Origin of the sequence: Cyanobacterium sp. uoEpiScrs1 (genome assembly GCF_947331815.1) — a bacterium.
GTDB lineage: Bacteria > Cyanobacteriota > Cyanobacteriia > Cyanobacteriales > Microcystaceae > Rippkaea.
Genome location: NZ_OX373462.1, coordinates 1,682,252 through 1,702,635, shown reverse-complemented (window position 1 = coordinate 1,702,635; position 20,384 = coordinate 1,682,252). Strand labels below are relative to the sequence as shown.

Annotated in this window: 12 protein-coding genes; 8 read left to right on the top strand and 4 right to left on the bottom strand. The window is 32.1% G+C overall.

The window, feature by feature from the left end; translation table 11 throughout:
• Positions 1–928 precede the first annotated feature (928 nt).
• The 6 genes from OXU93_RS05925 to OXU93_RS05900 all read left to right on the top strand — a co-directional run bounded on the left by OXU93_RS05925 (position 929) and on the right by OXU93_RS05900 (position 10,279).
• A complete protein-coding gene (locus OXU93_RS05925) occupies positions 929–1,168 on the top strand; it encodes a hypothetical protein (protein WP_267383234.1) in 240 nt (79 codons plus the stop codon).
• 611 nt (positions 1,169–1,779) lie between these two features.
• Positions 1,780–2,055 carry a hypothetical protein gene (locus OXU93_RS05920; RefSeq protein ID WP_267383233.1) on the top strand — a complete coding sequence of 92 codons (276 nt, stop codon included), beginning with the start codon at positions 1,780–1,782 and terminating at the stop codon, positions 2,053–2,055.
• Positions 2,056–2,502: 447 nt separating this feature from the next.
• Complete coding sequence (locus OXU93_RS05915) at positions 2,503–5,508, top strand: glycosyltransferase (RefSeq protein WP_267383232.1); 3,006 nt, start codon at positions 2,503–2,505, stop codon at positions 5,506–5,508.
• On the top strand, positions 5,508–6,671 hold the full coding sequence (locus tag OXU93_RS05910) for an FkbM family methyltransferase (RefSeq protein WP_267383230.1): 1,164 nt from the start codon (positions 5,508–5,510) through the stop codon (positions 6,669–6,671). Before OXU93_RS05915 ends, OXU93_RS05910 begins: the two co-directional genes overlap by 1 nt.
• Positions 6,672–6,717: 46 nt before the next feature.
• On the top strand, positions 6,718–8,553 hold the full coding sequence (locus tag OXU93_RS05905; RefSeq protein ID WP_267383229.1) for a hypothetical protein: 1,836 nt from the start codon (positions 6,718–6,720) through the stop codon (positions 8,551–8,553).
• 157 nt (positions 8,554–8,710) lie between these two features.
• Entirely contained in the window at positions 8,711–10,279 is a 1,569-nt protein-coding gene (locus OXU93_RS05900) for an ArnT family glycosyltransferase (RefSeq protein WP_267383228.1), read from the top strand.
• Between the two features lie 66 nt (positions 10,280–10,345).
• On the opposite strand, the gene OXU93_RS05895 is transcribed toward OXU93_RS05900, so the two are convergent.
• From OXU93_RS05895 to OXU93_RS05880, 4 genes are read right to left on the bottom strand one after another with little or no spacing between them, the layout of a single operon-like run.
• Positions 10,346–12,472: a hypothetical protein gene (locus OXU93_RS05895; protein ID WP_267383226.1), complete on the bottom strand. Its 2,127-nt coding sequence runs from the start codon at positions 12,470–12,472 to the stop codon at positions 10,346–10,348.
• A gap of 12 nt (positions 12,473–12,484) precedes the next feature.
• The gene (locus OXU93_RS05890) at positions 12,485–13,216 is read right to left on the bottom strand and encodes a class I SAM-dependent methyltransferase (RefSeq protein WP_267383225.1); all 732 of its coding nucleotides are present in this window, start codon (positions 13,214–13,216) and stop codon (positions 12,485–12,487) included.
• Positions 13,217–13,237: 21 nt separating this feature from the next.
• Entirely contained in the window at positions 13,238–15,442 is a 2,205-nt protein-coding gene (locus OXU93_RS05885; RefSeq protein ID WP_267383223.1) for a hypothetical protein, read from the bottom strand.
• A gap of 3 nt (positions 15,443–15,445) precedes the next feature.
• Positions 15,446–17,242, bottom strand: coding sequence for a hypothetical protein (locus OXU93_RS05880; protein ID WP_267383221.1), 1,797 nt, complete (start codon positions 17,240–17,242; stop codon positions 15,446–15,448).
• A gap of 322 nt (positions 17,243–17,564) precedes the next feature.
• On the opposite strand from OXU93_RS05880, the gene OXU93_RS05875 reads away from it, so the two are divergent.
• Together OXU93_RS05875 and OXU93_RS05870 are read left to right on the top strand one after the other, a co-directional pair.
• Positions 17,565–18,497: a glycosyltransferase family 2 protein gene (locus tag OXU93_RS05875; protein WP_267383219.1), complete on the top strand. Its 933-nt coding sequence runs from the start codon at positions 17,565–17,567 to the stop codon at positions 18,495–18,497.
• Positions 18,498–18,757: 260 nt separating this feature from the next.
• Positions 18,758–20,140 (top strand): NAD(P)/FAD-dependent oxidoreductase, encoded by a 1,383-nt coding sequence (locus OXU93_RS05870; protein ID WP_267383218.1) that lies wholly within the window; start codon positions 18,758–18,760, stop codon positions 20,138–20,140.
• The last annotated feature ends 244 nt before the right edge of the window (positions 20,141–20,384 follow it).

Sequence of the window (20,384 nt, the reverse complement as noted above, 5' to 3'; positions counted from 1 at the left end):
TGTTTATATTCAAATATTTCGAGGGTGGAAACTATATTTACATAAATTAAGAGAAATATTCAAATATAAACTATTATATAAATTTTATCAAAAAGTAGAATCAACCTTAAAAGTCAACTTAATTTATTGAAGTTTGATTAAACCTAAATTACGTTTTTTCTAGAAAAAGTTCAAGGAAGCACCTTGAGAATGTGGAATTCCTTCAAAAAAGATATTAGGCTTTTACAATTTATTCCTTTGTTTAATTCTTTTTATAGACAGTGACTGTTTATTAGAACAGAGTAATAAGACAAAATTGATATTAAAATAAATTGAATACTTATCTCGTTGCGGCTACAAAATATATGGATTGTTTTTTCCTAACTATCAAAATGAAATACAAGATGAGTTTGAGAGTTTTAAGAATAAATTAAATCAAGTAATTACCCAAATTAATTAAAAATTTTTTCTAGCTCAAAGTAACATTATTAATTATAGAACTCCTGATTTATTTCCTGAAAATATTAATGCTCGTAAATACGCTCAATATTTTTATACAAAACAAACAAGCTTAGAACGAGATCTAGTCAAAAAATATAATTTAGATATTCAGTTCTTATTAAGAGATAATCAATTTGATCTTATTTTTATGAACTCCATTACTAATTTGAGTATTATTAAAAGATATTTTTTAGATAAAATTCCAATTGTTTGTTAAGTTTATGATATTTTGTTTTATCAGTATGCTTTAAACAATCATAGAGATATTAATATCACTGAATATGAACTAGAATACGAATTACTTAATAAGTGTAGTTCACTAGTATTTCACTATGATTATGATTTATAAAAAACCAAAGAAAAGATAAAAGATTCTTCCGTCTATATTTTACCTTCTAGTAAAACAAAAGAAGACAACTATTGTCTAAATGAAAAATATTATAATTTAATGGATGATGTATTATCTTCATTACTTAAAAGACAAGCTCTATCCTTGCAAAATAACTATAAAAAAATTGCTATTTTATATCCTTGGGGATATATTTTAGAACGTAAAAGTGGAGCGAGTAAACGAGTAGGACTATTAACAGATTATCTTAAATCAGAATCATATCAAGTTTGGTTATTTACAACGGGAGAAAAAAAGATTTTCGACCTGCTATACTTATTATTAGTATCGTTTCGATAGTAATTTTATTAGCCAAGTAGAAACCATAGTAGAATGGGCCGATGTAGTTATCTTAGAATATCCTTTTTAGTCTTCAATAGTTACTAATATTTGTCGTCAATATAAGACAAAACTAATCATAGCAGCCCATGACGTTATTTCACAACAATTAGATAGTTCAACTCTTTCAGGGAGAATTGCTTTAGTTGAAGAAATTGAAGGACTTAAACAGGCTGAACATTTAGTTTGTGTTTCCCAAGATGATAAGGATTTTCTTAAAAAGTATAAATTAGATGCTCAGATAATTCCTAATCCTGTTGATTTAGATTTGAATAAATTTGTAGATAATCAGGAAAAGATAATTCAAGAGTTAGATAAAAAATGTCTAAAATTGTTTACCAAACCATTTTGTTTATTCGTAGATAGTCAGCATCCACCTAATATAGAAGGAGTAAAAAAATCAATCAAATAGCGCAATCTTTCGCTCAAGAATATCCCGATATTGATTGTAATTTTGTCGTAGTTGGAAGTTGCTGGAAACGGGAACATCAAGATAACTTTTTTCCTTGGGAAAAGTTGAAAATCAAGTATTATCACTACTCTATCAGAAAGTCTATTTAATTATTTCACCCATGATGTCGGGAACGGGAACTTCCTTAAAAATCATAGAGGGGACGGACTATGGAAAAGTTATTTTAGGGACTACTGTTGCATTTAGAGGTTATCCCGTAAAATCACAACATGAAGTTATTATATGTGACTGCTTGGATAATTTTCTTTCGCATATAGCTAATTTACTACATGATGAACAAAAAAAACAAGGAATTGGGTGTAATACTAGAGAATTTGCTCAAGATTACGATTACCGCACTTTATATTCTTTATATAAAGAATTGATTGAACTTTAACAATTACTTTCGGGAGCATTCGAGGAATGTAAATTTCGTTTATATCTAATTAGTTATTTGTATCACTCTCTTTCTCCTTCAGAAGGAACCTACTTTGAAACTAACGCGTCGACTAGGTCGACTAGTAAAAAGTCTGATAGTTATTGAATTTGTTACTTTTTAGGGATGTAAATTTGATCAATATGAATGATTAAGCATTTTAAAGCTAAATTAGGTCAGACATTAATCTTATTGACCAGTTATGAGTTGACTTACTTGACTCTTGTGCCTAAGATTTTACGAGTGCAATGATTTTAATCCACTAAATCAGTTCCAAAGCAAAATTAGCTGTTTTTTTCTTATAAAATTTGCCCTAAATGTTTTAGCCCTATGGAATAAGCCCCTTGGAGATTTATTACAAATAAAAAAATATGTTTAAACTAGAAGAGCGTTATTAACAGAAATATTATGAAAGTTTTGATTGCAGATTTTGACCTATTCAGTAAAGTAGGAGGTGGACAAACCTTTTACAAAAGTATCATTAGAAAAAATCCTCAGATTGAATTTTATTATCTTATTGCAAAAGAACCTTTAAATACTGATCGTCCGCATAATGCTAACGTTTTTGAGTATCAGGAGAAATTTCTAGTTACTGACTTTAAAAATTTTTTTGAAGTAACTCCTCCTAAATGGGTTGAAAGATCTTGTGTTATGGCTAGCAATATTGCTGCTTCTATTGCTGGCCAACAATTTGATATTGTTGACGTCCCAGATTATGAACAATGGGGGATTTTTTTACGACCAGCACTAAATCGTTATAAAGTCAATTTCAAAAGTATTGCTCTATCAATGCATGGAAAAATATCTAAGACCTTACGGTTAGATTGGTTTGATTTTGGAAGAGATAATATACCCCTAAATATTCAAGAAGTAATGCAGTACAAAGCTGTAGATATTCGCTATGGTATTAGTAAAAGTTATCTAGATGAATGGAGAGAAATTTCCGAACTACCATCACATTATTATAATCCTCTCCACTTTTTTGATCTTCCTAAGCCCACCCAATGTTTAACATCAGAAACTGCCCCAAACTTAAATTTTATTGGACGAACAGAAAAGAGAAAAGGACCCGATATTTTTATTGATTTAGTATGGTGGTTACCCCGATCTAGCTATACTAAAGCTCAAATCATTGGACCTCATAGTTATAACTACAACAATACAATATCTTCTCAATTTTATCTTGAAAAGATGTTGAAAAACCGACTTAAGGATCTCTGTATTAGTCCTCCAGTTAGCAAGGGGGGATTGCTAGAATTATTTGCAAGTAAATCTATTACTTTTGTACCGTCAAGATATGATACTTTTAATTTAGTCGCTTTAGAATCTTTATTTTCTGGTTGCCCAACAGTAGTAGGTAATGGAGCCGGAGTCTGTCACTTCTTAAAAGAACAGTTTCCCAAAATACCTTTTATAATCATTGACATTAACGATATTTATTCAAGTCTGCCCGCAATTACTCAGGTATTAGAAAACTATGAAGAATACCGCCAAAACTTAGTAGACACGATTTTCAATACTAATTTAGAAATCAATGATCCTACCCTAGAAGAAATTTATAATCAATCTTCTGTAGCTGATGTACAAATTGGAGATGAATTAGACCAATGGTATTCTAAACTTATTGATTATTGGGAGTCAGGTCAATCTAGTTTTAGCTTCTCCAATCTTTCAATTATTAAAGTGACAAAATCTAAGGTTAAGTCTAAAATTAAACCTGCCTATAAGCAACTTAAACAAACTATTGGAGAGGTAAAAGAACAACTAAGAAAACCGTTAGAGGAAACAAGTAACGCTCAAGTATTAAAAGCTTCTAAATTAACCAGACGTTACAAACACCTATTTAATACATCAGAATTAACCCAGAAAGATTTGGCTAATAAAGTTAAAGAATGCTGGAAATTAGGATCAGCTTTTGAAGCAGATATTCAAAATTGGCGCTCTCGATTAGAGAATGGCTATCGTATTGATAGAGTGCGTTTGTGGAGAGAAATTGCTAGACTTGAAGAATTGCGGGGTAATGACTTTGTTGCTGCTACTTATAAAGTTCGGGGAATGCGTTTATTAGATAGCGATAACTTTGGCGATCTCCCCTTTGTCCTACAAACATTAGAAAATAAAGGGTTAACTCGTGAAGCACAAGTTTTACAAGCAATGTATGGCAACTTAGCTGAACGAGATAGTCGGTGTAAAACTCTAATCGAGGAGGCTTTTAACGACAATAAACACAATAATCCTGACGGTAATTATGAAATTATTGATGATCGTCGAGAAAAGTCTAACTATCGTGTAAGTGTTATTGTTTCTCTCTATAATGCGGCAGAAAAACTACCATTATTCCTGAAAACCTTACATCATCAGACTTTGATACAATCAGGATGTGGGGAAGTTATTCTAGTGGATAGTGGCTCTCCAGGGGATGAATACGCGATTTTTCAACAGTTAGTACCTAAACTTAATCTACCAATTATTTATGTAAGATCGCACAAACGAGAAACTATCCAGTCCGCTTGGAATCGTGGCATATCTCTTTCTAGAGCTCCTTATTTGTCTTTTTTAGGAGTAGATGAAACCATTCTTCCTGAGTGTTTAGAAGTTCTAGCAGAAGAACTAGATAAAGATCCTAAACTTGACTGGGTAATTGGTAACAGTCTAGTTACAAATGTGGATAAACAAGGCAGTTGGATTGAGGATATAATGCCCTATCATCGAAGTAAATATAAACAAGATTTAGTTTATCTAGAAACTTGTTATTTATCTTGGGTAGGGGCATTATATCGTCGTTCAATTCATGATCGTTTTGGATACTATGATGGAACATTTCGAGGAGCAGGAGATACAGAGTTTAAGAGTAGAGTTTTGCCCTTTATCAAAAGCAAAGTCATTGATCGAACTTTAGGAGTTTTTTGGAACTATCCTGATGAACGAACTACTCAAAGTCCTCAAGCAGAAATTGAAGATTTGCGAGCCTGGTATATTCATCGAACCTTAGCGGGTGTACGCTATGCTTTTGTTAATCGAAAACCTCAGGAAATAGAGCAATTACTTCATCTATGCTTAGGTTATCGCAAATCTTACTGTCGTCATACCAGTACCGATTTAGAGTATGCTTACAACTTAAGTTTATATCTAAAAGAGATTGCTCCAGAATCTCAAGCTCTCAAATATTCACCTGGAATAAAAACTTTACTTAATGCATATCGAGAGTTAGATTGGATGCCTAAACTTTCTCATCTTTCTCCTCTAGGGAGTATGTTACAAACTAGAAATATTGCTCATAAAGTTGAGCAAGAACATCTAAAATATTGGAATTCAGATAAAAGTTTTGGATTACAGCCAAACTATAAAATCTTCAATGACAATCGTCATGAACAACACGCTTTTCTTTGGTTCACTGAGGTAGAAAAAAGTTAATGATTAATCAATTTAAAGACTGGTTAAAAGTTCGTCTAAGTAGAGCATTAGCTCCAGAAATTGATCAACAATTGGGAGTTAATCAAAAATTAGAAGAGGTCAGACTCTATGGTGTTGCTCCTTGGTATAAAGAGAACTTCTGGGAACCGCCTGTCCAACTAGCATTACGAGACCTATGTCGTCCTGGACATGTAGTGTTTGATGTAGGAGCTAATTTTGGGGGGTTAACCACTATTATGTCTCGTATGGTGGGACCAAAGGGAGTGGTGTGTTCTTTTGAAGCTAGTCCTCGAATTGTTGATAAATGTCAACGTAACATAGTTTTGAGTGGCTGTAGTAATGTACAACTTTTTCACACTGCAGTTTATTCTAAATCCTATGGGACTGTTCCCATTTATTTAGGTAGTCATCTTAACGATAGTATCTATACAGATAAACAAGATGAGTCTGCTACTTATCAGGTTTCAACTATTGCCTTAGATGATTTTGTGGAACACACTAAGCTAGTTCCTGAACTAGTAAAAATGGATATTGAGGGAGCTGAATTTGATGCAATAAAAGGAATGAACAAAACTATAAAATTAGCTAAACCTCATCTTATTTTAGAAACTCAACCAGAGGATACTAACTGTCTTAATTTTTTGAAAGAAGCTGGTTACATTTCTATTGATTTAAACACCTATCAAATCATTGAGAGTCCACAAGACTATCCCAAAGGGGTGGGAATTAGGAATAACCTTTATATTCATAAAGATAGGTTGTCTGAAGTAGTTTATAATCCCCCCTTTAATTTTGAGCAATATGCTTTCTTAGAAGCAACAGATTTTGAATCCACAACTGGCGGCTCAATTTATCTAAAAACACCTTTGATACTAGATAAAGGACGTTATCTGATTGATATTGATTTTGTGGCTCAGGGTAAAGATAATGACCTAACCTGTGGTGTTAGAGTAGGGAAAAAGACTATTTTTCGTTATCATGCTTATAGCAATTTACTAGCTTCTAGTTATCGTGACTGGGTAATACATTTGTCCGAAACTTCAAAAGTTAATTTTTATTTTGAATTTCTTAATGGGACAAAAGACCACACTCTGTCGGTGCAAGGAGCCAAAATTAGAAAAGTAACTAATTTTTACCATCAATCAACCAACCTTTATATATAAAAAATATAGTCAAGTTTTTTCAGGAATTACTTTAAAATTTAAAATTATGCTAGTCCCATTATTGAGCCTTATCTTAGGTATTGCTTTGTTGAGCATAACTGTACTAGTTTATTTAGGATTTCCTATCCCTCAAAGTATCTCCTGGCTATTGAAGTTAAAGAATGAGCCACGTTTTGCCGGAGGTATTAGTTTAGTTTCCTTAGCTTTAATCTTAGGAATTGCTGGTTACTTAAATTATGCTGATGCTTCGATTCTCAGAATAATGAGGATTTGCTTAGGGGGATTGGGGTTAGGTTTTATTGGTTTAAGTTTTCTAGAAAATATTAAGGATTCTAAAGTATTTAACCAATATAATCGATCAGATAAAATTATTAATGCAGCCACAACATTTTTAAAATATTTTAATGTCAAGATCCTTCTGACAATTGTTTCAAGTTTGATCTTATTTTCTATATTTTTAATTAGTTTCTTCGATGCTAATTATGGTGGCGATGCCTTTATGTACCACATCCCCTTTGCAGCTAGAATTTGGGGCATTATTCCAGTAGAGCAATATGCTTTTGAATACAACACAGAACACCGTTTTCTAGGATTTCCTTTATTAGCTAACTTTCTACAAGGTTTCTTTTGGTTTATTTTCCAAAGACCAGAAGCTACTAACTTATTGTGTTATGTCAGCTTGATAGGTTTCATCGTTTATCTAATTTTTTATTTAAAAATTCCTTTCTATTTAGGAACAATTGCTCTTTTAGCAGTTCCTATGATTCATATGCATGCAGCTAGAAGTTATATTGATCTACCTGGAAATGTTGCCGTTTCAATTCTTATCTTGACAACTTATCTTTTCTATGTGAATAGAATTAATATTAACTTTAAAAACTTATTGGTTATATTCTTGTCTGCCACTTTAGCAGCAAATATAAAGTTTCAACTTATTCCTGTTACTTTTATAATACTCTGTTTCACTTTAGCTAAAGTCCTAATTCAATTTTGGAAGAATAATACCCAAAGAAAACATAGGATAATCGGTTTAACAAAACCATTATTAATTAGCTTTGTTGCTGGTCTAATAATTTTTGCTACACCGATTAAAAATTTAGTTTTGTATCAAAATCCATTTTATCCCGTTAAAGTGGAAATTGCTGGAGTGGTTCTTAACCACAATGAAGCGGCACCAGACTTTATGCATGAAAATATTAAAAAACTTCCTCCTACTTTTCGTTGGGCAAAGTCAGTTCTAGAAATTGATGCTTTTGATTCAAGAAGACCCTGGCAATGGACTCTAGGAATGGACTTTATTTCCTGGAATGAAGAAAGATTTGGAATGGGGGGATATTTTGGTGGATATGTAGTTTTTAACATATTATTATTCATCTATCTTTCTTGGAAAGGTAACAATATTGAGTCAAAAGTGGCTACTGCATTGATGGTTGTTATGACCCTACTTACATCAATTATGCCTCAGTCTTACGAACTTCGGTATTATATGTACTGGATAATTGTTTTTGTTTCCTTAAATTGTTATCTGATTTGCCATTTGGCAGAAAGTCATTCTCCAAAAATACCATGGATTAATCCTAAAAATTTAGCTTTGATTGCTGCTGGTTTTATGATAATTTTTGTTACTAAAACTCGATACTTTTTTACAATGCCAGAATTTTCATCATTTTATGATCAGGTTCAAAGAACTGATATTATTAATCAAGATCTACTAAAAAGTTTTGAAGATGGGGAGCAGATCTGTCTAGTAGCAAAAGTTCCCCATTCTTTTCTTTATAATTCTTATTTCCACCCTTACTCTAATTATTCAATTAAGGCAGAATTTGATATGTCACCAGAGTATATAGAAGAGAAATGTAAAGGGAAAAGAATCGTTCGATAACTGCTATTGATTACATTATTTCGCCTAGTTGTTTATATAGATAAAAACTTTATCCATATAGCTTATAAAGATAAGTAAATTATTAGATGGGATTTAATATAAATTAGGTTATTAAAATATAAGTATGTAGTATGTATTCTGGAGCTTAATTTTTAATATGTTTAAATATACTAAGATTAAAAATCTCAGTATTTTTTACCTCTTGGGAATTATTATTTTAGGATTCTTATTGAGAGTAGTATTTTTGGGAAGTATTCCCAATGGATTTTTTCCTGATGAGGCCTCTAATGCCTATGATGCCTATTCTATAATTAACACCTTAAGAGATCAGTACGGAGAATTTCTCCCAGCATATTTTAGGTCAGCTAACGATTATCGTGAAGGATTATATATATATCTTATAATCCCTTTTATTAAAATTTTTGGACTTAATATATTTGGGTCCAGAATAACTTCGGCTGTTATCGGAACTTTGACTGTTTTCGTTTTATACTATTTAACTAAAGAAATCTTTTCTCAACGTATTGCCTTATTTTCTGCTTTATTTTTAGCGATTTCTCCTTGGCATATTCAATTTAGTAGGATTACTTTTAGAGCTATCTTATTTCCTTTATTATTTTGTATTACGTTACTGATTTTTTTGAAAAGTCTAAAAACCCCTAAATTAATTTCTGTATCAGGTTTATTATTTGCAATCAGCATCTATACTTTTTACTCCGCCAGGGTATTTGTTCCTCTTTTTATGATCGGCTCAGTAATCGTTTATAGACAATACTTCATTAAACATACAAATCAAACGATTCTTGCATTGATACTTTTTGCTATTTTATTTATTCCTCAATTTATATATCAACTTTCACCTCAAGGAATGGCTAGAGCTAACGAAGTGGGGATTTTAAACAATATTCCTCAAATTGTTGGTCAATACTTTTCCTATTTTAGTCCTAACTATTTATTTTTTAAAGGAGATACTATTCCTAGACACACTATTAATAACATGGGAGAGTTATATTTATTTGAAATAGTGACTTTGATCTTAGGAGTAGTAGGATTAATTAGAAATCAAATTAACTATAGACCAATACTTATTCTATGGTTATTTTTATATCCTATTCCAGCAGCATTAGTTAGTCCGTATAGTGCTGTTAGAACTTGTGTCGGGGCACCTCTCTTTGCAATAATATCTGGCTATGGAATGGTCTTTTTGTTAGATGAGTTAAATGGTACGTTCAAGCCTATATTAAGATGGACAAGTTTATTGATTATTTTCGCTAATTTCACTATATTTACTAAACATTATTTTGTTGACTATCCTAAGTTAAAGTCTGATGCTTGGTTACCAACTTTTCAGGAGGTTATTTCTGAGGCAGATAATAGTAAAACTGATTGTATACTTATTAGTGATAATATTGAGAGTAAGTATGTTTATATATTGATTCCATTTTATACAAAAATGCCAGCAGCAGAATATCAAAAACTTAATATTGACGTTACTGCTGATAGACTAGATATGAAACGATGGAAAATCATAGATTTTGAACCTTATAATCAAGGAAACTTACCAAAAATTAAGCATAATTTAAACAATAATTGTCTTTATTTATTGCATTTTTATCGTGATCAAAATGTTTTAGACAAAGAAGGATATCATTGGCAGGATATTAAGACGTTCAAGACAATTAATGGTGAACAATATTACCGATTAGTTAAATTAATTAAAGATTGATCACCATTAATTGCTGTATATTTAAACTACTTTTTAAGTTTTTTATTCAAATCTTTTGTGGAAAAACTAAGCCTCTATGTTTAGTTTATTTCGGACAAAAAGAGTGATACTTATAAAAGTAAAATATAACCAAGCCAGACAACTAATCCAATTAGTCCAAGCCAAACCATGAAAGGTTACATGAATCTTATGAATTCCTGGCTTTAAATTTAATCCAACTAAATTATAATCTCTATGATTTACAGGGAAGTATTGTACTGACTGATCATCAACCAAAACTCTCAACATTTGGGGATAATATAAAATAGGAAGTTGAATGATCTGAGCATCTTGGTTAACAGTAATTTCACAAAAAGTGCTTATGCCTTGTTGGGAACAGTTACTGTTGGTAACAAAAACAGGGACGACCATATGTTCTGGAGACATTCCTTCAAAAGAGAGTCGATTAACCCGTATTTTCAACATTTGATCATCATTAGTTGATCCTTTAAGTACAAATTTAAGTCCAAAATCTTTCCCAAAAACGGGAGCTTTATCAAAGGGAATTGCCCAATTCAATGTACGGGAAGTTAAAGGAACCGTATCAAATGGTCTACCATCAGACTGAATCTCAAGCGAGGCTGTTCCCTTAATATTATTTATATCAACCTCTCCTTGAAGGTGGAGAATTGGTTTTTCATTGTCTTGCCATAAAGGGTAACGAAACTCAGCATCTAATAATAACGGATGGTTGACAAAAACATCCCAAGTGGCATATCCAGGAAGCCAGTCCTGTGGAAGTAAAGGTAATTCTGCTCCTCCGTACAATGTAGTAATAGGGGTGCGATATAAATAATCAAGTGCGCCAGAATACCGAAATAGAGGTTCTTTAATCAAGTCTGTAACTGTAGCTGTACTGCGAGGAATAGGAAGCCAAGGACGACTTGCAATAACGATAATTAAAATACCGATAACTAAATGGCGACGATCTAACCGTTGGCGAAATATCAACACTGCTGCGTAACCTGTTAATAATGCCCCTGACCACATAACATGAGTCAAAATACGGAAGGTGAATTGAGTTACCCACAATTGACGAGGTAGAACTTTCCAGAAATCGATTGGACTCCAAGTCGCAAACAAGGCAATTAAAAAGACCCATAGTAACCCGATAAGATAGGGTTGGGTTGACTGTAATTTAGAAGGGACTCGACGGAAGAAGTAGCAATAGTAAATCACTACTCCCCAAGCAGCTAGAAAAATCCATCCAACGGCGGGGTGTAATCCATAGGTAGGTGCAAACCCAGTTTCCGAAGGTGCAGGAGGTAAAGAAGTAGGGGAAATTAGAGTAGATAAGGGGGTGTACCAACGACTATGAAAGGGATTAGAACCTCCTACTTGCTGACCAACAGCTAGGTTGCCTGACATAAAAACTACGGGAATAAGAAAATAGAAGGCTAATAGCCACCCTAGTCCATAAGCGGACAGAGGAGGAAATAGTTGGGACCATTTAAACTCTGTTTTACGGGTTTTGAAAAAAACAATGAAACTTAATACTCCTACCGCTAGAGTAGTATAGATAAAGGTGATAATATGGGTGGTTGCTAATAAAAACCAACTCAAACTACTCATAAGGAGATAACGTCTTTTTCCCGTTGCGTAGCATTGAATAGTGTAATAAAGAACAACGGGTAAAATACCTTGGGCAATCGCTTCAGTAAAAGCCCCTCTGGCATGGATATTATTAAGGAAATAAGGAGCTGAGATATAAGATACCCCGGACAAAATTGCTCCAATTCGAGAGTCAATTAACCAGAGGCTAAGGCGGTAGATATAAAGACCTCCTACTAAAAATGATGTCCAAATGACTAACTTATAGGCATCATATGGGTTTGATGGAGTAATAAATTTATAGAGTAATGCACCGAAAAGATAGGGAATCTGGCTGTAGAATTGAAACCCTGGATAACGCAAGCCATGATTTTCAATAGGAGCAACTCTCAAGGGAAATTGGCCTTCTTCTAAAGCCAGACGTGCTTGGTGAACATAGCCAATATGAGACTGAGGGTCAGGATGGGGAAAAATAATTTCTGATGAAGCCATCGGTCCCATCAATCCAATAGCAATCACACCATAAAGAAAAATGATTAACAAATTAGTTTTATACGGTTGTAAAAATGTAGTTACTGTGTGATAAATTTTTCTAATTTTCATTAAAAACTATCCCTAATTATTAACCTTTTTCCAAATCCCTAGAATTGATTTACCTAAAGAATAGCTAATCAAAGGATCTATCTTTTTTGATAATGGCACCATCAAAGTATCCCAAAATTTAATTTGTTTGGGGGTTGGACTAGAACTTTTCAAAAGTAAACGATTCCCTAAAGAAGCTAAAACTCCGACAGAATCTAAATAGTTTAGTTTTTGACAGTCTAAATTATCAGGCATTATTGATAACAAGGTTTGTTTATCATAACGACGATAATGTCCAAGGGCTAGATCAAAAGGAGTAAAAAGCCATTGATGAGCCGGACAAAGAATAATTAAATATCCTCCTGTTTTTAGATAATTAGTCGCTAAATAAACTTCATTTTTGTCATCTTCAATATGCTCTAAAACGTCTATATAAATTAGAGAGTCAAATTGATCTGAATCTTTTAAATCAATTAAAGTTCCATTTTTGACTAAACAAAAATTTGGCAATTCTCCTCGAGAAATTAAACCTTGAATTACGGATGCTAATTGAGGATCTGGCTCTAAACAAATCCAGTGTTTATGGTCAGTCTTACAAAGAACTTTAGTTGTCCCTCCCATTCCAGCACCCACTTCTAAAACCTCGTTGCCTAGATACTGCTCAATTAGATTACAAAAGTAAGTTTTCCAGTTTTTTGCTTCGCGGGCAATTTCCAGTTCTGACCCTACATACTGATAGCGATTATTTGACAGACACTCACCCATATAACTCTCAAAATTACTTGATTAATTTTCTCTAATTTTATTAGACATTTTCTTGATATTGTTTGTATTTAAAGTTACTGCAATTACAATAACACTAAGCCAAGCAATAAAACTGATTGAGTTAGCCCAGTCCAATCCAGTAAAGGTAACTTGAATATTATGATTGCCAGGTTTTAGACGTAAACCAACTAGATTATAATCGTAATAGTTTACAGGAAAATATTCGACTAGTCTGCCATTAATTGTCACACGTTGCATTCTAGGATAGTATATTGCTGGGAGTTGAACTACTCCTGCTTGTGCTCCTACAGATACTTCGCAACTAGTTTTCGTTCCTTGTGACACACATTTATCTTTAGTCATATCAAGGGGAATGATAGTATCTTCAACAGACATTCCTTCAAAAGCGAAATTGTCTAGTTCAATTCTAGGGCGTTGACCTTGTTCAATATCTCCTTGAACAATGAATTTGAGACGGAACAACCCTTCATGAAATTTCAAATTTTTTAGTTTCTTTGAAGTAAAAGGAATTCGCGCACTTATTCTGGATTGATTTAAAGAAATTTTTCCAAGAATTTCTTTATTTTCGTCCGAATGTAACTCTAATACTGTCACTAATAAAGTGCTTGAATTGGGTACAGTATCTTGAACTATTTTTCCTTCTAAGACGAGAACAGGATTGTCTGTTTCTTTCCACATAGGTAAAACACGCCAACTGGGTTCATCTTCTAAAACCACTGGTAAAAGCCTACGAGTGATATGATCCCAACTTCCATGACTAGGAACCCAAGTATTAGCCAATAAAGGTAATTGGGCGTTACCATATAAGGTATCTACAGAACTACGATTTAGATAATCGACAGCACCTGAATAACCAAATTTAGGATCTTCAAGTACTTCATTGACAGTGATATTGCCTTTAGGAGTTGGTAACCAAGAACGATTAGCTATGATAATTACTAAAATACCTATTAGTAAATGACGGCTATTTAAACGCCATTTACATAGTACAACTGAAGCAAACCCTATTAATAAGGATCCACTCCACATAACATGAATTAAAAAACGAAAAGTAAATTGTGTTACCCACAATGATCTTGGTAAGAAATGCCAAAAATTGATGGGGCTCCAGGCAATAAATAAAACCAGAGGAAAAATACAAAGTAGTGCAAATATATAAGGACGAGTGGCACTTAAACGAGAGGGCAAAGTTTTTAAGGGAGAATAGTAATAAAAAACGACTATCCAAGCAGTTAAAAAAATCCACCCAACGGCAGGAGTCAACCCGTAGGTAATTCCTTCTCCTGTAGGGATAGGTGGAAGAGCAGTAGGAGAAAATAAGTTGACCAAGGGAGTCATCCAATTAGTGAAATAAGGACTAATTTGATCAACATAAAATCTCATACTAACGTACTTAGATTCCAGGACAACAGGCATTAGAAAATACATTCCTAGAAGCCATCCTGAAATATAACTTATAGTAACTCGGACTAACTGATTTATTAAAGTAATATTTTTAGGAGTTTTTAAAACAAGTAATAGTCCAAAAATACCAAAGAATAAAGATCCATAAACAAAAGTAATAATGTGGGTTGTTGCTAGAGCAAACCAAGCTATGCTGCTAAGTAAAATGTAGTAAACTTTTGGACTATTATAGGCGCAAATAGTGTAGTATAAAACGATAGGTAAAATACCTTGGGCAATCGCTTCAGGAAAGGCTCCACGGGCATGTACTGTGTTGAGAAAATAGGGAGCCGACATATAAGATAGTCCCGCCAAAACGGCGGCGATTCTATCCCCAGTTAACCAATGACTTAGACGGTATATAAATATACCTCCAAGAAATAAAGCCCCCCAGAGCATAATTTTATATGCTATATAAGGATTATTTGGGGTGATAAACTTATAAATTAATCCCCCTAAAGTATAGGGTATTTGACTATAAAATTGAAAGCTAGCATAACGCAAACCATTATTTTCATAGGGAGCGATTCGTAATGGAAATTGTCCATTTTCTAACGCCATTCTACCCTGAATAAGATATGCTAAATGGGACTGAGTTTCTCCTGTAGAGAAAATAACAGAATCTGAAGCCATTGGTCCCATTAATCCAACAGCAATTATACTATAAAGAAAAATTACTAATAAATTCTTGCGGTAACGAATAACCAACAATTTAAGTAATGAGATAAATTGCGATATATGTAAATTTAATTTAAAATTCATTTGCTATCTAAGTTGGTAAATAAAAATTATGTCATTTCGTGAGTAAATAGGGACGTGATTATCTAAAAAATTCCGGTTATTAGTCGCTATATAATTATTAAAAGATTGGGAAACAATTTGTTGTTTGACAGTACTATCAATTAATAAATACTTTGCGTTTAATTCAGTAATGTTTGTAGTTTCTGGATTGAAATTATCATAACTATGATAGGATTGAATGTCAATTGTATATTTTTTTTGCTGGCTTAATATATATAAATATTGGACAAAGTTGATGTTAACACCAAAAGTCTTATGAACAATAGCATCAACATTTTTTTCTGGTAAAAGATGATTATTCAGTAAATATTCAACAGCATGTTGAGTTTCTTGTCCCCAGTTAATAGTTGAATCATCTGTTAAGCGCCATTTTTCTAGGGTCCATAGAGGATTAACATAACTCAAAGATTGAGGAATTCCTAATAATCCAAAATATATATACAAACTAAAACTACCTATTAAAATATACTGTTGCCATTTTTTATTAAAAAAAATTGTAAGATAGGCAATACCAGAATAAATAAAAATAATCAAAGGATAAAAATATCGATAGCCAATAATAAAACGACTTTTATAGATTAAAAGAAAATAAGTTAACGGATAAGAGATACATAATACAAAAAAAGATAGACGAACGATATATTTTTTTGTATTTACTAATTTTTGATAAATACGTGGAATATGACGATACTTTATGATCAGTTGATAAACAATCATAATAATGACAAATATAATAAGCACAAAAAGAGCAGGATTTTCTTTGAACCAAAATATTTTGTTTAGATATTCAAAGGAAGTTATAGATACAAAATTTTTGTCCCAAAAAGGTTTACGAATTCCTCCTACTGTACTTAAGTTCATTTGTATTCCCTGTATATAACGTAGCAGATTATCGATAATTGATTGATTTGGTAAATTGCGAAAAGCATAGCCATACATCAAAACAATTAATATCGGTTGTATCAACAAACTAACAAAGCCTAAAATACCGAATTTAATTGCTAAAATTTTAAGATTTTTTCTTGCTAAATAAATTAGATTAATTAAATAGGCAGATAGAATTATAGGAGTCAAAATAAGATTACTAAATTTAGCATTAATTGCAAGAAAAAAAACAAGATTCAGAATAAAGAAGCAAATTATTAGCTCAGTCATTTTAAATAATTCTGATTTATGAATTATAATAATAACTGTCCAGATAGATAATAAAGCATAAATACTAACAGGAACATCAAAAGATATTAAAAAATTATGGCTATAAAAACTAGGAGAAAATACATACAATATTTCTAGACATATAGAGAGTTTAAAAGGTATCTGTGGAAATATAAAAGTAAAAAAATATATCCAAATTAAAAATATACTATTGATAAATAGATAACAATATCTTAAGATAAAAACTATTTTTTTGAAATTTTCTGGATGTTCCAGTAAAAAACTATAACCAAGATTAAAAGCGGCTAGACGCACCTCTCTATTTTCTTCGCCACTGATAATATTTACAGGAGGAACTACTATCTGATAATCAGAAAAAAAAAGGTTAATAATTAGAGAATTAACTAACTTAAAAAAGAGAGGATGTTCCTGGTTCAACCCCAGTCCTTGAGTATAAGAATAAGCGGCTCCAATATAAGCAGACTCGTCAGAAGTAATAGAAGTTTGATTAATTAAGTAAATTCCTAATATAAAATATACTAATATAAATACCGTAAAAATTAATCTATTTGGCAAAGCATATAAGTTTATTTTTTTTAAATTCATAAAAGTAATAAGTAAGTTAAGAATGACGAATTAGCTAAAAACTCAAAAATAATCATAAAATATTAGTTTGTGTTGCCCATTGTCTCAATTATTTTGTACATTAATACTGAACGGATAGTCAATTAAAGCAATTGACAGTAGACTGACATACTAGTTAGCTAATTCCATCCCGAAAAACTGTTAGAGGAATACTTAATGAATTTAGCCAACTGAAAGGCTCTTAATATTGATGAAAACATTAGAAGTAGAAAATCAGTGTTGTTTGGAGTTGAACCTTTTTATTTAAAACTTAACCCCTTATCACCTCAAGGAGGAACTAGATTTGTTTATTTCAGTAATTATTCCCTGCTACAACGAAGAAGAAGTTATCAACGAAACTAATCATCGCTTAGTAAATGTTATAGAAAATCTCACTCCTCAATTTGAACTAATTTACGTTGATGATGGTAGCTATGATCAAACTCCCCATTTGCTACGCCAATTACAACAAGCGGATCCAAGAGTTCATGCTATTTTATTATCCCGCAATTTTGGGCACCAAATGGCTGTAACTGCAGGTTTAGACTATGCAGCTGGAGATGCTATTGTTTTAATCGATGCGGATTTACAAGATCCTCCTGAAGTAATTAAAGAAATGGTCTACCAATGGAGTCAAGGGTATCATGTTGCCTATGGAGTTCGAACAGAGAGGACAGGAGAAACCGCTTTTAAACGTTGGACTGCAAAAGTTTTTTACCGGTTAATTAATTGCTTATCTGATGTTCAAATTCCCCTTGATACTGGAGATTTCCGCTTAATGGACCGTCAAGTAGTTGAAGCTTTGAAAATCATGCCTGAACGTGATCGCTTTTTGAGGGGAATGGTTAGTTGGGTTGGTTTTCGACAAATTGCTATTCCCTACCAAAGATCTCCTCGACTTGCAGGTGTAAGTAAGTATTCTTTATGGAAAATGCTTCGTTTTGCTGCCGATGGTATTCTTTCTTTTTCATTAATTCCGTTAAGAATGGCTATTTGGATTGGTATTTTTACCTTCGGATTCTCTTTAATTGGTATTATCTATGCTTTAGTTCTCCGTTTGTTTACTTCAATTTGGGTGCCAGGGTGGACATTACTTTTTATTTCTGTGTTATTTATTGGAGGAATTCAACTAGTTTTTTTAGGAGTGATTGGTGAATATACTGGACGTATTTATCGAGAAAATAAACAACGTCCTTTATATTTAATTCGAGAACGATTGGGTTTTGATAAAAAATGACTAAGTCGTAAAAAATACGGATATTAACTATCTTTAGTTTAGTAAAATCTGAAAAATAGGTAATTATTTTATCGTAAAAGCTATAATTATTTTGCTATAAGATTTTTACAATTTATACTACTATTTATAGTTTTAATGCTTAAGTTTCATATAACAGGTGCTACATCTGTAGAATGCATTAGTTTTCAGTATTAGCTAACAGGAAAAAGACGCTATATAAAAACAGTAAAATAACTAATTTATAATTATTTTAATTTTTTATGTTAAAAAACTCATCTATTGATCATCATCATTTTTCAAAAAATCGTAATAAAATTGCTCCTCACATTGTTATTATTGGTGGAGGATTTACTGGATTAACTGCCGCTTACCAATTAACTCGTCAAGGATATAGGGTAACTATTTTAGAAAAAGAAGAAGAGGTAGGCGGATTAGCAGGTAGTTTTAATGTTAACGGAGAAAAATTAGAGAAATTCTACCACCATTGGTTTACCAATGATAAATATATCATGGAATTAGTTAAAGAACTAAATGTTGAAGATCAAGTTACCTATAGACCAACTCGTACAGGAGTTTATTATTCCAAGAATTTTTTTAAACTTAGTTCACCCTTTGATTTATTAAATTTTAAGCCTTTACACTTATTAAACAGGATTCGTTTAGGACTTTTTGTTCTCTGGGTTCGCCGTATTAAAAATTGGAAAAAATTAGAATCAATTTATGCTAAAGAATGGTTATCAAAAGTTTGTGGAAGACAAGTTTATCAGGTGGTTTGGGAACCTTTATTAAGAGGAAAATTTGGCATATTTGCCGAAAGTATATCTGCTGTTTGGTTTTGGAATAAAGTTAAGTTGAGAGGAGGAAGTCGTAATAAAAATGGGGAGGAAATGTTGGCTTATTATCGTGGAGGATTTGCAGCTTTAGCTGAATGTTTAAAGACTAAAATTGATATCAGTGGTGGTGAAATAAAAACTAATGTAATTGTGAAAGAATTAATAGTAGAAGATAACCACGTAATAGCTATTGAAACCTCACAAGGACGTGTTAATGCTGATGCAGTAATTGCAACTCCTGCTTTACCTATTATTGCTGATCTGATGGCTCCTCACGTTAATGCTGAATATGTCGAGCGACTTCGACAAATTAAATACTTAGCCAATGTTTGTTTGGTCTTAGAATTAAATCGAAGTTTATCTAAAACCTATTGGCTTAATGTTAATGACCCTAATTTTCCTTTTGTAGGAGTAATTGAACATACTAACTTTGAATCTGAGAAAATTTATGGTGGACGACATATTATCTACTTGTCTAAATATCTATTAGAAACAGAAGATCTTTATCAAAGAAGTAAGGAAGAAGCTTTGGATTACTCAATTCCTTATTTAATAAAAATGTTTCCTGAATTTAATCGTGACTGGATTGTTGATTATCATTTATGGAAAGCACGGTACTCACAACCAATTGTTTTAAATAACTATAGTCAACTAATTCCTGAGACAACAACTCCATTGAATAATTTCTATATTTGTACAATGTCCCAAATTTATCCCGAAGATAGGGGGACTAATTATGCAATTCGTGAAGGACGAAAAATAGGTAATTTTGTTGACAATCAAATAAAATTAACTAAATTAGGTAATTAGGTCATTAGCTACTGACAACTTTTATTAATTTTTCTATATATTATGCTAATTCCCATAGCAAGTTTAATTCTTGGAATACTAGTATTAGTTTTTACTATTCTAATATATAAAGGTCATTCTATTTTCCATGGCATTCATTTATTTTTAAAACTAAGAAGAGATAATTTATTTCTTATTAGTTTTAGTTGTCTTTCCTTAAGTCTAATATTAAGTATAATTGGACAGCTGAATTACATTCACCCCT

Bases quoted from the DNA above. Each gene is read 5' to 3' on its own strand.
- OXU93_RS05925 (WP_267383234.1), top strand. From the start codon at position 929: ATGGATGATGTATTATCTTCATTACTTAAAAGACAAGCTCTATCCTTG.
- OXU93_RS05920 (WP_267383233.1), top strand. From the start codon at position 1,780: ATGATGTCGGGAACGGGAACTTCCTTAAAAATCATAGAGGGGACGGAC.
- OXU93_RS05915 (WP_267383232.1), top strand. From the start codon at position 2,503: ATGAAAGTTTTGATTGCAGATTTTGACCTATTCAGTAAAGTAGGAGGT.
- OXU93_RS05910 (WP_267383230.1), top strand. From the start codon at position 5,508: ATGATTAATCAATTTAAAGACTGGTTAAAAGTTCGTCTAAGTAGAGCA.
- OXU93_RS05905 (WP_267383229.1), top strand. From the start codon at position 6,718: ATGCTAGTCCCATTATTGAGCCTTATCTTAGGTATTGCTTTGTTGAGC.
- OXU93_RS05900 (WP_267383228.1), top strand. From the start codon at position 8,711: ATGTTTAAATATACTAAGATTAAAAATCTCAGTATTTTTTACCTCTTG.
- OXU93_RS05895 (WP_267383226.1), bottom strand. From the start codon at position 12,472: ATGAAAATTAGAAAAATTTATCACACAGTAACTACATTTTTACAACCG.
- OXU93_RS05890 (WP_267383225.1), bottom strand. From the start codon at position 13,216: ATGGGTGAGTGTCTGTCAAATAATCGCTATCAGTATGTAGGGTCAGAA.
- OXU93_RS05885 (WP_267383223.1), bottom strand. From the start codon at position 15,442: ATGAATTTTAAATTAAATTTACATATATCGCAATTTATCTCATTACTT.
- OXU93_RS05880 (WP_267383221.1), bottom strand. From the start codon at position 17,242: ATGAATTTAAAAAAAATAAACTTATATGCTTTGCCAAATAGATTAATT.
- OXU93_RS05870 (WP_267383218.1), top strand. From the start codon at position 18,758: ATGTTAAAAAACTCATCTATTGATCATCATCATTTTTCAAAAAATCGT.